The 13599-nt window shown below is 67.3% G+C and carries 13 protein-coding genes; 9 read left to right on the top strand and 4 right to left on the bottom strand.

Annotated features, from left to right (window positions below; genetic code table 11):
• Position 1: 1 nt before the first annotated feature.
• Together N2K99_RS14405 and N2K99_RS14400 are read right to left on the bottom strand one after the other, a co-directional pair.
• The gene (locus N2K99_RS14405; RefSeq protein WP_227932894.1) at positions 2 to 1267 is read right to left on the bottom strand and encodes an acyl-CoA dehydrogenase family protein; all 1266 of its coding nucleotides are present in this window, start codon (positions 1265 to 1267) and stop codon (positions 2 to 4) included.
• Positions 1268 to 1298: 31 nt separating this feature from the next.
• Entirely contained in the window at positions 1299 to 2087 is a 789-nt protein-coding gene (locus N2K99_RS14400) for an SDR family oxidoreductase (protein ID WP_227932895.1), read from the bottom strand.
• 120 nt (positions 2088 to 2207) lie between these two features.
• Here N2K99_RS14400 and N2K99_RS14395 point away from each other — a divergent pair, with 120 nt between their 5' ends.
• The gene (locus N2K99_RS14395; RefSeq protein ID WP_227919328.1) at positions 2208 to 2819 is read left to right on the top strand and encodes a TetR/AcrR family transcriptional regulator; all 612 of its coding nucleotides are present in this window, start codon (positions 2208 to 2210) and stop codon (positions 2817 to 2819) included.
• A 3-nt stretch (positions 2820 to 2822) separates the two neighbouring features.
• Here N2K99_RS14395 and N2K99_RS14390 read toward each other — a convergent pair whose 3' ends face one another.
• On the bottom strand, positions 2823 to 4796 hold the full coding sequence (locus tag N2K99_RS14390; RefSeq protein WP_227919325.1) for an acyl-CoA dehydrogenase family protein: 1974 nt from the start codon (positions 4794 to 4796) through the stop codon (positions 2823 to 2825).
• A 200-nt stretch (positions 4797 to 4996) separates the two neighbouring features.
• Here N2K99_RS14390 and N2K99_RS14385 point away from each other — a divergent pair, with 200 nt between their 5' ends.
• From N2K99_RS14385 to N2K99_RS14350, 8 genes are all read left to right on the top strand, one after another.
• The gene (locus N2K99_RS14385; RefSeq protein WP_227919324.1) at positions 4997 to 5626 is read left to right on the top strand and encodes a TIGR03085 family metal-binding protein; all 630 of its coding nucleotides are present in this window, start codon (positions 4997 to 4999) and stop codon (positions 5624 to 5626) included.
• 108 nt (positions 5627 to 5734) lie between these two features.
• Positions 5735 to 6235 carry a MarR family winged helix-turn-helix transcriptional regulator gene (locus N2K99_RS14380; protein ID WP_227919323.1) on the top strand — a complete coding sequence of 167 codons (501 nt, stop codon included), beginning with the start codon at positions 5735 to 5737 and terminating at the stop codon, positions 6233 to 6235.
• 53 nt (positions 6236 to 6288) lie between these two features.
• Entirely contained in the window at positions 6289 to 6633 is a 345-nt protein-coding gene (locus tag N2K99_RS14375; RefSeq protein WP_227919321.1) for a bifunctional 3-phenylpropionate/cinnamic acid dioxygenase ferredoxin subunit, read from the top strand.
• Positions 6630 to 7874, top strand: coding sequence for an NAD(P)/FAD-dependent oxidoreductase (locus N2K99_RS14370; RefSeq protein ID WP_227932896.1), 1245 nt, complete (start codon positions 6630 to 6632; stop codon positions 7872 to 7874). Before N2K99_RS14375 ends, N2K99_RS14370 begins: the two co-directional genes overlap by 4 nt.
• Positions 7875 to 8032: 158 nt before the next feature.
• A complete protein-coding gene (locus tag N2K99_RS14365) occupies positions 8033 to 9082 on the top strand; it encodes an iron-siderophore ABC transporter substrate-binding protein (protein WP_227919317.1) in 1050 nt (349 codons plus the stop codon).
• Positions 9083 to 9226: 144 nt separating this feature from the next.
• Positions 9227 to 10462 carry a mechanosensitive ion channel family protein gene (locus tag N2K99_RS14360; protein ID WP_227932897.1) on the top strand — a complete coding sequence of 412 codons (1236 nt, stop codon included), beginning with the start codon at positions 9227 to 9229 and terminating at the stop codon, positions 10460 to 10462.
• Positions 10463 to 10571: 109 nt separating this feature from the next.
• On the top strand, positions 10572 to 10883 hold the full coding sequence (locus N2K99_RS14355) for a PRC-barrel domain-containing protein (RefSeq protein WP_227919315.1): 312 nt from the start codon (positions 10572 to 10574) through the stop codon (positions 10881 to 10883).
• Between the two features lie 61 nt (positions 10884 to 10944).
• Positions 10945 to 12054, top strand: coding sequence for a YihY/virulence factor BrkB family protein (locus N2K99_RS14350; RefSeq protein WP_227932898.1), 1110 nt, complete (start codon positions 10945 to 10947; stop codon positions 12052 to 12054).
• 115 nt (positions 12055 to 12169) lie between these two features.
• On the opposite strand, the gene N2K99_RS14345 is transcribed toward N2K99_RS14350, so the two are convergent.
• A complete protein-coding gene (locus tag N2K99_RS14345; RefSeq protein ID WP_227932899.1) occupies positions 12170 to 13552 on the bottom strand; it encodes an APC family permease in 1383 nt (460 codons plus the stop codon).
• Positions 13553 to 13599: the final 47 nt, after the last annotated feature.

Below are 13599 nucleotides of genomic sequence, written 5' to 3'. Positions count from 1 at the left end.
TTCAGGCTTTCGCTTCGGCGGGGGATCCGGCGTCGTCCGCGGACGCCGGGCGGGACACATCGGCAAGATCCGGAGCGCCGCGCTCCGTTTCCCGGCGGCGGCCGGAGGAAGCGCGGCGGGCAATGGCCCACTTATGCGTTTCGTTGGAGCCGTCATAGATGCGGAAGGCGCGGACCTCGTTGAGGTAGGAGGCCAGCGGCAGCCGGTCGGTGACGCCGTCGCCTCCGCACAGCTGCAGGCTCCGGTCGATCACCCGGTACACCGCCTCCGAGGTGTGGGCCTTGGCCACCGAGGACAGGGCGGAACCGGCCTTGGCATCGGTTTCCAGCAGGGCAGCGGTCTTGGTGATGATGGCGTCGGAAGTTTCAATATCGATGACGGACTGCGCGATCATCTCCTGGGCCAGGCCGAGTTCGTTCATCACCGATCCGAAGATCTCCCGCCGGTTGGTGCGGTCCAACGCGATGTCCAGGGACCGCCGGGCCAGGCCGAGCCAGCGCATGCAGTGGGTCAGCCGGGCCGGACCAAGCCGGACCTGCGCGTACCGGAAGCCTTCCCCGGGTGCGCCGAGCACGGCGGCGTCCGGCACAAACACGTCCTCGAAGTGCACGTGTGGATGCCCGCCCCCGATCGCCCGGTCCATGGTGTGCAGCTGCTCGCCGATCCGCACCCCGGGGGCGTCCATGTCCACCAGGAGCATGGTGGCCCCGGCGGGCGCGCCGTCCACCGCGTCGGTGCGCACCATGGCAATGCAGAAGGTGGCGTTGTTGGCTCCGCTGGTGAAGCGCTTGTGCCCGTTGATCAGCCAGCCGCCGTCCACCTTCGCGGCGCTGCTGCGCAGGGCGGCGGGGTCCGATCCGGCACCCGGGTGCGGCTCGGTCATACCGAAGCAGGATCGGGCCTCGCCGGAGACCAGCGGGGCGAGGTAGCGGCGCTTCTGTTCCTCGCTGCCGATCAGGTGCAGCATGTGCATGTTCCCCTCATCCGGGGCCATGCAGTTCAGTGCCGAGGGGCCGATCAGCGAATAGCCGGCCTCCTGGAAGACGGGGGACCAGTACTCGAGCGGCACCCCCTGCCCGCCGTATTCGCGCGGTGCGTGCGGGGCGAAGACGCCGGCGGCCTTCGCGGCGGCGCGCAGTTCCTCCAGCAGCGCCTCCGGAACGACGGCGCCCGGCCGCGGTTCTGCGGGCATCACCGTGCCGCGGATGAACTCGCGGGTGCGCAGGCGGAGGTCTTCGATTTCCGGAGGCAGGGAAACAGTGCTCATGAGGGGTCCTTAGGGGATGCGGTGGGAGCGGTCAGGCCGAGCCGCCGGCCACGAGCAGGCCGCCGTCGAGGTTGATGATCTGCCCGGTGATCCAGGCGGCGTCGTCGGAAGCCAGGAAGGCGGCCGCACCGGCTACGTCCTCCGGGGTGCCGAGCCGCTTCAGCGGGTAGGTGGAGCTGACTTTTTCTTCGCGGCCCTCATACAGGGCGCGCGCAAACTGGGTCTTGACGACGGCGGGCGCCAGCGCGTTCACGCGCACCGTTGGGGCCAGCTCGACGGCGAGGGTGCGGGTGAGCTGTTCCACGGCGGCCTTGCTGATGCCGTAGAAGCCGATGCCGGCGGCCGGGGTCTGCGCCGAGACCGAGGAGAGGTTCAGCACCGATCCGCCGCGGCCGAGGAAATCCAGTGCCTCGTGCGCGCAGACGGCGGAAACCCAGGCGAGGGTGCCCAGCACGTTGACGTCCAGGATCCGGCGGGCGGCCTCCGGGTCCAGCTTGCTCAGGGGCCCGTACACCGGGTTCACGCCGGCGTTGTTGACGAGGATGTCCAGCCGGCCCCAGGTCTCGGCCACGGTGTCCAGCACCTCGGTGCGGTGGTCCGGGTCATCGGATTTGCCGGCTATCGCCAGCACCGTGCCTTCCGGGAACTCGGCGGCGGCTTCCTTCAACGGTCCGATGTTGCGGGCAGTGATGCAGACCTTCGCCCCTTCGGCGGCCAGGCGGTGTGCGATCGCCAGCCCGATACCGCGGCTGGCTCCGGTGACAATGGCTGTTTTGCCCTTGAGGCGTCGCCCGCCTGCAGGCTGCTCCGGTTCGGTCATGTGCTCCGCCAACTTCCGTCTCCAACCACTACCGAGCGACCGCTCGGTACGGTTAGTCTGGTGCAGGCCCCGTAAAGTGTCAAGGATCACAACCGGGTATTCGACCAACGAGGGGACGCCATGACCGCAGTCCGTACGCAGCCCGACTGGCGGGACTTCTCCGTGCCCGCCCTGCCGCCGCTGCTGCGCAACGCGCTGGACTGCTTTGTGGAGCACGGCTACCACGGGACCAGCATCCGCACCGTGGCCACCCGGGCCGGCTTGTCCGTGCCCGGGCTCTACCACCACTATCCGTCCAAACAGGCGCTGCTGGTGGGGATAGCCGAATCCGCGATGGCGGATCTCTACGTCCGGAGCACCGCTGCCCTCGCCGAGGCGGGGGAGGACGTCGAGGACCGCTTTGCCCTGCTGATCGAGTGCCTTGTCCTGGTGCACGCCTACCGCTGGGAACACGCGTTCATCGCCGCCAGCGAGATCCGCAGCCTGGAGGGTGCGGCCCGGGCCGGGCACATCGCGGCCCGGGACCGGCAGCAGAAACTCCTGGATGACGTGGTGTCAGCAGCGGTCAGCAGCGGCCGCTTCGCCACCGGCTATCCCAAGGACGCCAGCCGGGCGGTCACCACCATGTGCACCGGAGTGTCCCAGTGGTACCGCGCCGGAGGTCCGCTCAGCCCGGAGGAACTAGCGGTGCGCTATGTGCAGATCTGCCGCGGTGCGGTGGGCGCGACGTAAGGCTCACCGGTACCGGCGGTGCAGGTTCTCCTTCGGTTCGTCGCCGCGGGCCGTCTCCGAGATCCACGGGCCCGTCCCCTCGGACGCATCCAGCACACCTTCCTCCTGCCAGGTGTAGCGTCCGTCCAGGACTCCCTTGGACAGCTTCCGGTCCGACTCGTCGGAGTTGTGCCACAGGCCGTCGAACAGGGACTCGATCCGCACCCGGGACTGCCGGCTGAAGGCGTCCGCGAGCTCGAACGCGCTTGCACCCTCCGCCGGATCCTCGCGCCGGATGTTCAGGGCGCGGACGCACGAGGCCGAGATCGCAAAGATTTCCGCGCCGATGTCCACAATCCGGCCCAGGAAGACCTGGTGGTGTTCCAGCCCCGCCTGCCAGCGGGCCATGCCGAGGAAGGTGGACCGGGCCAGCCGGCGGGAGGCCCGCTCGGCGTAGCGCAGGTGCCGGGCCAGCAGGCCGAACTCGGCGTAGGACGTGGGGACGTTGCCCTTGCCCGCAGCGAGCGTCGGCAGCCACTTGCCGTAAAAACCGCTGGCCTTCAGTGCAGCCCGTGCCTTGGCGCCCACCGGGGCGTCCGCCACCGCCAGGTCCCCGGCCGCGGACAGGTGCGCGTCCACGGCTTCCCGCGCAATGAACAGGTGCATGATTTCGGTGGAACCCTCGAATACCCGGTTGATACGCAGGTCCCGCAGCTGCTGTTCGGCCGGGACCGCGCGCTCGCCGCGGGCGGCGAGGGAATCTGCGGTCTCGAAACCGCGTCCACCGCGCACCTGCACCAGCTCGTCGGCAACGTTGTAGGCCATTTCACTGGCCCAGAGCTTCGCCAGGGCCGCCTCGATGCGGATGTCCTTGGTGCCGGCGTCGGCGAGCTGGGCGGAGAGTTCGAAGACCGCCTCCAGTGCGAAGCTGGTAGCCGCAATGTAGGCGAGTTTCTTGGCCACGGCCTCGTGCCGGCCGATCGGCCGGCCCCACTGTTCCCTGGCACCGGACCAGCCGCGGGCAATCTTCAGCGACCATTTCCCGGAGGCCGCGCACATGGCCGGAATGGAGAGGCGGCCGGTGTTCAGCGTGGTCAGGGCAATCTTCAGGCCCTGGCCTTCGCGGCCCAGCCGGTTGGCCGCCGGAACGCGGACGTTGGTGAAGCGGGTGACCCCGTTCTCGATGCCGCGCAGGCCCATGAAGTTGTTGCGGTTCTCCACCGTGATGCCGGGGGAGGACATTTCCACCACGAACGCGCTGATGCCGCCCTTGGAACCGCCGTGCGGCGGAACGGCGGCCATCACCACCACCAGTTCGGCAATCACGCCGTTGGTGGTCCACAGCTTGACGCCGTCAATCACGTATTCGCTGCCGTCTTCGGAGGGGATGGCGGTGGTGCGCAGCCGCGCCGGGTCCGATCCGACGTCGGGCTCGGTGAGCAGGAAGGCGGTCACTGCCCCGGCGGCGCAGCGCGGCAGGTACTCCTCCTTCTGTGCGTCGTTCCCGAAGACCTTCACCGGCTCCGGCACGCCGATGGACTGATGGGCCGAGACCAGTGCCCCCAGGCTGGGGTGCACGCTGCCCAGGAGCATCAGGGCGCGTCCGTAGTTCAGCAGGGACAGTCCGAGCCCGCCGTAGTGCTGGGGGATCTTGATGCCGAACACCCCCAGGTCCGCAAGTCCGCGCAGGTTCTCGTCCGGAATCACCCCGGTGCGTTCAATTGCCAGTCCGTCCATGGTCCGGCAGTACTCGGTCAAGGCTTCCAGGAACAGTTGGGCGCGGGCCTCCTCGTCGAGGTCCGCCGGCGGCAGGGAACCGACCAGGTCCAGGTTGTAATTGCCGAGGTAGATCCCCTTGGCGAAGCTCGGGCGGGATTCCCCGGTATCGCGTGCTGCTTCGGTGGCGTTGCGGGCATCCTGTTCGGTGACCACGCGCTCTTTGATTCTGCGGGCACTTCGGTTGCGGCCGGCGTCTTGGGAAACATCAGTGGTGCTCATGGGATTTCTCCTCCGTCATGGCTGCACCGTAAATCCGGCACCGTGTCCGGCCTCGCAGCCCACTGTGGGGACCATGCTACGCGTCAGTAGGTAGGGGTAAAGGGGGTGCGGTGGCTAATGTTGGCCGCAGGCCGTAAAGCCGGAGGGAAGCTCCCGGAAAAGGGAGAAAACCGGCGGGGTTCAACGTGAAGGAGATCGACATGGCATGGGTGGAAACGGAACGCGCGGAATTGGTCCGGACGCTGCGGGAGGCGGATCCGCTGGCGCCGACGCTGTGTGAGGGATGGGATGTGCGCCGGCTGCTGGCCCATCTGGTGCTGCGGGAGCACGCGCCCTGGAGGATTGCCGCCGATGCGGTGCAACGGACCAAACCAGGGCAGGAGAAGCAGCTGGGTGCCGAGGCCGCCGCTGCCGGCACCCCCGAAGGCTATGCCGCATTGGTGGACCGGTTTGCCGCCGGTCCGGCCCGTTTTTCCCCGTTCCGGCTGGACGCGGCGAACCTCGTGGAATACGTCGTCCACCACGAGGACATCCGCCGCGGGGAATCAATGGCAGCGCCGCGGGAGCTTCCCGCGGGTCAGCAGCAGGCCCTGTGGAAGCAGCTGGGCCTCATGGCCCGGATGGGCTACCGCGGCAGCCCGGTGGGCGTGGAACTGGCAGTGCCCGGTTCCGGCCGGCGCCGGGTCAAGGGCGGCACCCCGTCGGTGCTGATTTCCGGAGACGTGGTGGATCTCGCCCTGCACGCCATGGGAAGGCGTGCGGCGGCCAATGTGAGCATCGAAGGCGGGGGTGACACGGTCCGGGCATTCCGCCAGTGGGCCGCCCGCTAACTTCACCCGCTTGACAAGTACCCCCTCATTGCCGTTGAAATAGTAAGCACACTGATTGTTTCAGCGGAGCAGAACCGCCTACCAATGACGTATCAGGGAAGCAGGAAGATGCAGAACGAGGGGGACTGGGAACCCGTGCGGCTGCTCTCAACGGCTGCAAGACTGGTAAGACGAGAAGTAGATAACAAGCTCCGTGCCGTGGGGCTGACGCAGGAGCGCGTGACAGTGCTGCGGGTGCTCCTGGCGGAGGGGCCCATGCGGCGCGCGGAGCTGGCCAGGCGCCTGCGCGTCACCGCGCAGACCCTGGGTACGGCGCTGGTGAGCATGGCCGCGCAAGGTCTCGTGGAAGAGGTGTCGGCCGAGACCGTCGGCCGCTCCGGACGATGGATGGCCATCTCCGAGCGCGGGCAGAAGCTGCTGGCCGACGCCGAAAACCTGGAGCAGGACAATTCCACGGCCGGAATCGGTCCGGAGCTGCGATCGGAGTTGATCACGCTTATCCGCGGCCTCGAGCGCGGCAAGCAGCAGCGGCCTGCACCACCCCTGGCCGGGGTGGAGCAGAACGGCTCCCCGCTGGCGGCGGCCTCCGAGCCTCCGCTGCCGGGGTAACGTGTTGACCTAAGAGCAGCACGTTATTGGCCTGGTGCCGGGGAAGGAAGGGCATGAGCGAGGGTATCCGCGTTGCCGATGTTGACGAGATAGACGAGGGTGAAGCCCTGACGGTGGACGCCGAAACTGCGGGCACCTCGGATGATATTGCCGTTTTCCACAGCGACAACGGACGCTTCTATGCGCTCAATGACACCTGCACGCACGAGGATGCCTCCCTTGCCGACGGGTGGATCGAAGGGGACGAGGTGGAATGCCCCGTCCACTCCGCGCGCTTCTGCCTCCGCACCGGTGAAGCCTTGTGCCTGCCGGCCCTCATCAGCACCAAGGCGCACCGCGTTGACGTGCGCGACGGAGCCGTGTGGCTCTACCCGAACGAGAGCCCCCTCAACGTTTGACGTCCCTTGCAGCCCCCGCGTCCATCGCTGTGGCGGGCGGCGGAATCGCCGGCTTCAGCGCCGTCCGTGAACTCCGGCGGCGCGGCTTCGCCGGCACCCTCTTCCTGGTGGACCCGGCCGGGCTGCCTTATGACCGGCCGCCGCTGAGTAAGGCGTTCCTCGCCGGAACCCTGGACCGGCTCCGCCTGCAGCTTGCCCCGGAACAGTGGTACGACGACAACGGCATCACGGTGCTCGCCGACACCGTGGACAAGCTCGACGCCGGGAACGGCACCGAGGCGCCCGTCCTCAAGCTGGCCTCGGGCAGGGACCTCGCCGCCGACGTCGTCCTGCTCGCCACCGGCGCCCGGGCCCGCCGGCTGCCGTTGCCCGGCATGGACCTGCCCGGAGTCTTCACCCTGCGCAGCGCCGACGATGCCCTGGCACTGCAGGGGCACTTGGCTGCCGGCGCCCACTTGGTGATCCTCGGCGCGGGACTGATCGGTGCCGAGGTGGCGGGAACGGCCCGCGCACTGGGAGCCGGCGTCACTTTGGTGGATCCCGCCGAACTGCCGTTCGCGCAGGCCGTGGGCCCCGCCATGGCCGGCTATCTGCATCACCTCCACGCTGCGCACGGGACGGAGCATGTGCGGGGCACGGCGGCAGCGATCACCTCGGACGGGAACGTCCTGCGGGTGGAACTGGCGGACGGCGGCAGGCTGTCCGGCACCGCCGTCCTGGTCGCCGCGGGCAGCGAGCCCGAAACGGCGCTCGCCGAAGCCGCAGGACTCGCCGTGGACGGCGGCCTGCTGGTGGATGCATCCGGCCGAACCTCCCATCCGCGCATTTTCGCCGCCGGTGATTCCTCCCGCAGCATCGGCCCCGACGGCGTGCCCGGCCGCCGGTTTGAACACTGGGATGCGGCCCGCCGCACCGGCGAAGCGGCCGCTGCCGGAATGCTCGGCGCCGAACCTCCGGCCGGCACGGCGGACTGGTTCTGGTCCGACCGCTACGGCGTGCACCTGGAAGTGGCCGGCAGCATGGCCGTCCCGGGGCAGACCGTGCTCCGCGGCGAGCCCGGCTCCGGATTTATGGTGTTCCTGCTGGGCCGGGACGGAGAGCTGGCGGGAGCGGCCGCCGTCGACGGCGGAACCGCTGTCCGGGCAGCCCGGAAGCTCATTGAGTCCGGCCGGATCCTCGACCCGGCGCAGCTGCAGGACCCGGCTGTCGACCTGCGCCGGCTGGCCCGCGGGAAGGCCTGAAACAGCCGGCGGACGCGGGGTCCGGAGGCATTTCCGGCCCCCCGGATGGATTACGAAAGGTTAGCGTTGCGTAATTAGGGAAAACCTAGGCTAACCTTACTTTTGGATCCGCGACCGCTGGGTCCGTTCCGTTCGTTTAGTGATCCAAGGAGCCCAACATGGCCCTGTCCCGGATGCGCCGCGTCGCCGCTGCGGCCGCCGTCGCCGTTCTGTCCCTTTCCGCCTGCTCCACCGGTGCCGCGGGGGAAAACGAATCCTCCGGCAGCGCTGCAGCGGCGGAAGACCAGTTTCCCGTGACCATCAAGCATGCCTTCGGTGAGACCACCATCGAAGGGGTTCCCGAACGGGTAGCCGCCGTGGCCTGGGCCAACGCAGAAACCGCGCTGGCACTGGACGTGGTTCCCGTGGGGATGCCGCTGATCGAATTCGGCGGCAATGACCAGGGCACCACCCCCTGGATTGACGAGGCACTCGAAGACCTCGACGCATCCATCGGATCGGAAAACGCTCCGGTGCAGTACTCCGAGGCTGACGGCATTGCCTTCGACGACGTCGCCGCCACCGACCCCGACGTCATCCTCGCCGCGTACTCCGGATTGTCCCAGGAGGACTACGACAAGCTGAGCAAGATCGCTCCCGTGGTCGCCTACCCCGAAACCGCGTGGGGCACCTCCTGGCAGGACACCGCCACCATGATCGGCGAAGCCCTCGGCAAGAGCGACGAAGCCGAGCAACTGGTGGCGGACACCGAGCAGGCCATCACCGAGAAGGCGGACGAATACCCGCAGCTCGAGGGCAAGTCCTTCATCTACGGCAACCTCGCCCCGGGTGCGGAGAACTCTGTCTACACCGCCCTGGACAACCGGCCCAAGTTCATGGAATCCCTGGGCCTCACCATGGCGCCGGTGGTAGCGGAAAACACCAAGGGAGACGAGTTCTACATCCCCTGGTCGGATGAAAACCTCAACCAGCTGGATTCCGACATCTTTGTCAGCTGGGTGGCCAGCGAAGAGGTTGCCGACAGCATTGCCTCCGATCCGCTGCTGGGGCAGATCCCCGCTGTGAAGAACGGCGGCCTCGTGGCCGACGCCGACCCGACGCGCGTCTTCTCCACCTCGGCCATCAACGTGCTCAGCATCCCCTACGCCCTGGACAACGTGGTGCCGATGATCGCCGACGCCGCAACGGCAGCCGACGACGCGAAGTAGGACCCGTTACCTCCGCCTTCTCCGGAAGGCGCAGCGGACACCCCGGAATCCTCCGGGGTGTCCGCTGTTTTAACCGCCCGGCGGGCAGGCTCCGCACGGTCCCGCCGCGAGACCTGATTGGACAGCCACCCACGGCTGTTTGCAATGATCGAAGGTATGGAAGACCTGCTCTCGCTTGCTGTCAGCTTTAAACCGCTCTTTGCCGTGCTGGTGGCAGTGGGTGTGGCCCTGATCGTGGCCCGGATCCTGCGGGAAGTGGTCCACCGGGCATTCCGCAAGACACCGGGCATCCGGGAGATCTCCGTCAAGGCCCGGAACCCGCTGCGGCTGGGACTCTCGCTGATCGGCGCGCGGATTGCCCTCGGAGCCACCGCTGCCGGTGCCTCGTGGCTGCCGGCGGTCGACTACGTGCTGGTGCTGGGACTGATCGGCGCCGTGGCGTGGCTGGGCGTGGTCCTGCTGCTGGTGATCGAGGCCATGATCCTCACGAAGTACAGCACGGACACCCGGGACAACCGCCGGCTGCGGCGCCTGAAAACCCAGGTGATCCTGGGCAGGAGGGTGGGCATAGCCGTGCTGATCACCATTGCCGTTGCCTGCGTGCTGCTGACCATCCCCGAGGTCCGCGCACTCGGTGCCGGTATCCTCGCCTCCGCCGGCGTGCTGTCCATTGTGGCGGGCCTCGCCGTGCAGGGGACGCTGACCAACGTGTTTGCCGGGATGCAGCTGGCCTTCACTGACGCGATCCGGGTGGACGACGTCGTTGTGGTGGAAGGCGAATGGGGCACCATCGAGGAAATCACCATGACCTACGTGGTGCTCCACATCTGGGACGACCGGCGCCTGATCCTGCCCTCCACCTACTTCACCACCACGCCGTTCCAGAACTGGACCCGCCGCCAGTCGGACATCCTGGGCACGGTGGAACTGGACCTGGACTGGCGTGTGCCGGTGGGGGACCTGCGCACCCTGCTGAAGGAAATCCTCGCGGACACCGACCTGTGGGACCAGCGCACCGGCGTGCTGCAGGTGACGGACGCCGTGAAGGGCCTGGTGCGGATCCGCATCCTCGTCAGCGCGGTGGACAGCGGCACCCTGTTCGACCTGCGCTGCCTTATCCGCGAAAGCATGGTCGCCTATCTCCAGGAATGGCATCCGGATGCCCTGCCGCGCCAGCGCTGGGAAGAGGTCCGCCCCGCCGGCAGCATGGTGCACAGCGGCCCGCGTGCCGCATCGGCGCCCCGCAACGAGGACACCAGCGACTCGCAGTTCTTCACTGGAAGCATCGATGCCGTGGAACGCCGGGTGAACTTCTCCGGCCCCGGTGAAGAGGTCTTCGCCGAACGGGAGGAAAACGCCGTCGACGGCGAGCCGCGCTGACTTCCCCGTTCCCCGCCGGACGGCACGCGCACAGGTGTTGACAGCAGGCCCTGCGTCGGGCGGCAATAAGAACCCGGCCAGTTCGGCCGGGCCGGCGAAGGGACGAGACATGGCGGATGCATTTACGCTGCACGAAATCCAGGGCTCCAGCGTCTGGGCGAACGACGGCGAGCGGCTGGGGCTGGTGGGCGAAGTGCACCTGGACCGCGCCACCGCAGAGCCTGTCTGGATCACGGTTGACCTGGGCCTGTTCGAAACCGAGAACCATTATGTTCCGCTGACCGGTGCCCGCCGCGACGGGCAGGACATCTTCGTGAACTACTCCAGGGACCAGGTGGCGCACTCACCCGGGGCCAATCCGGAGAACCCGCTAAGCCCCGGCGAAGAGGCCGTCCTGATGGACTATTACCGGCTCCGCTGACTTCCGCGGATCCGGGTGCATCAGCGGTATCTCTTTGTTGGTAAGAACGCTTACTAATAGCATGGGGGCAGAACATCCATCCCAGCAGGAGGCCGCAGTGGCGCAGGAAACGAACAGCAAAGCCGAGACCGCACCCAGTCCGGACGATGCCAGCAAGCCCGATAAACCCACCGAGGTATCCAAGCCCAGCTGGAAATACATCCTCAAGAAGACCGTCCGCGAGTTTTCCAAGGACCAGTGCACCGATCTGGCCGCGGCCCTGACCTACTACACCGTCCTGGCGATCTTCCCGGCCCTGCTGGCGCTGGTGTCCATCCTGGGTTTGGTGGGCCAGGCGGAAAGCACCACCAACGCACTGCTGGACCTGGTGCGGCAGTTTGCCCCCGCGGACGCGGTCAAGGTCATTGAAGGGCCCATCGAGCAGCTGACCTCCTCCTCCACCGCAGGGCTCGCGTTGATCGTCGGTATCCTGGGCGCCCTGTGGTCCGCCTCCGGCTTCGTGAAGGCGTTTGGCCGTTCCCTGAACCGCATTTACGAAGTTGAGGAAGGCCGGCCCGCCTGGAAGCTGCTTCCCACGCAGCTGCTCGTGACCCTGGTGCTGGTCCTGATGGCTGCCGCACTGATGCTGATGCTGGTGATTTCAGGCCCGATCGCCGAAGCGATCGGCAATGTCATCGGTCTGGGCAGTGAAGCGGTAACCATCTGGAATATCGCCAAGTGGCCAATCATGGTGATCTTCGCGGTGCTGATCATCGCAGTCCTCTACTACACCACCCCGAACGTCAAGCAGCCCAAGTTCCGCTGGATGAGCATGGGCTCGCTGATCGCCCTCGTGATCCTGGCGATCGTGACCCTTGGCTTCAGCTTCTACGTCGCCAACTTCGGCAACTACAACGCCACCTACGGCGCCATCGGCGGCGTCATTGTCCTGCTGCTGTGGATCTGGCTGGCCAATGTGTCCCTGCTCTTCGGTGCGGAGTTCGACGCCGAGGTGGAGCGCGGCCGCGAACTGCAGGCAGGCATCCAGGCCGAGGAATCCGTGCAGCTTCCCCCGCGTGACACCCGCCAGACGGAGAAGCGGCAGGAACAGGAAGAGAAGGACATCGCCGAGGGCCGGAAGCTGCGCCAGCAGCATGCCGGCAAGGACTACGACGACGACCTGCACGAGTAACCGCTAGCGCACTGCAAAGCCGCGCAAACCCAAAACCGCCCCGGACCAGCTGGTCCGGGGCGGTTTTTGCGTGCGGGGCGCGGCTGCCGGGATTCCCGGAACGAGAGTGCAGCGCCTACCGCTCCTGCGTGGTTTCGGTGCTGCTTTCCTTCGGCTTGCCCGCACCGCGGCGGGTCTTGGCACCGAGGTTCTTGCCCTTGGCCAGGAACCGGGCTCCGAACAGCAGGAGCCCGATGGCCATCAGCGCGCCGGCCCGCAGCCAGACGGTGCCGTCCTGCTGGGTCAGGAGCAGCAGGCAGGAGGCGATAGCGAGGTACGGCACCACAATCGGAGCCTTGAAGTGCTTCTCCTCCACCTTGTCCTTGCGCAGCACAATCACTGCGAGGTTGGTGCTCAGGAAGACGAAGAGCAGCAGGAGGACCACGGTCTCGGCCAGCGAGGCCAGTCCTCCGGTCATGGTCAGGATCATGGCGACGGCGGTGGTGGCGATGATGGCCACCCACGGGGTTTTCCGGCGAGGCAGCACCCGGCCGAACACGGCGGGAAGCAGGCCCTGTTCCGACATGCCGTAGGTCAGCCGCGAGGACATGATCATGGTCAGCAGCGCACCGTTGGCCACGGCGACCAGGGCCACCAGGCTGAAGAGCCAGTCCGGAATGCCGAACCCGGTGGCGCTGACGACGTCGAGCAGCGGCCCCGAGGACCCGGCGAGGTCCTCAGTGGGCAGGGCAATGGATGCCGCCAGTCCGATCAGGACGTAGACGAATCCTGCGGTGAGCATTGCCCCGAAGATGGCCTTCGGATAGACCCGGCGGACATCGCGGACTTCCTCGGCGATGTTGGCGGAAACTTCGAAGCCCACGAAGGAGTAGTAGGCAATTACGGACGCGGCGAGGACCGCCGTGCCCGGATTCACGCCTACCGGGAACTGGGTGATCTGCTCCGTGAAGCCTTCACCCTTACCCAGCATGAGGCCCACCAGCACGATCACCAGGACCAGCCCGGAGAGCTCGATAATGGTCATGACCACGTTGCTGCGCACCGATTCCGTGATGCCGCGGGCGTTCAGCAGCGCCACGAGCAACAGGAACACGATGGCCGCGGGGACCGGGGGGACGTCCAGGAACGGACTCAGGTAGTCACCGGTGAACGCCAGCGCCAGTCCGGCCGCACTGGTCACGCCGGCGGCGAGCATGGCGAAACCGACCAGGAACGAAATGGCCGGCACCTTGAAGGCACGCTGGGCGAACACCGCGGCACCGCCGGCCTTCGGGTACTTCGTCACCAGCTCGGCATAGGAGGCGGCGGTCAGCAGCGCAAGCACCAGGGCAACCAGCAGCGGCACCCAGATGGCACCGCCCACTTGGCCCGAAACCTCGCCCACCAGGGCATAGATACCCGCACCAAGTACGTCGCCGAGAATGAACAGATACAGCATGGGGCCGGTGATGCCCTGCTTGAGTTTGGAGGCAGGCTTTTCCTGCGTGGTTTCTTCCATGCGGAAAAGTCTAGACAACATACTAAGAATGCTGATGATTTCCACCG

It is taken from the genome of Arthrobacter sp. zg-Y1110 (assembly GCF_025244865.1).
Classification (GTDB): domain Bacteria; phylum Actinomycetota; class Actinomycetes; order Actinomycetales; family Micrococcaceae; genus Arthrobacter_B.
This window is presented reverse-complemented; position numbering and strand designations above follow the sequence as displayed.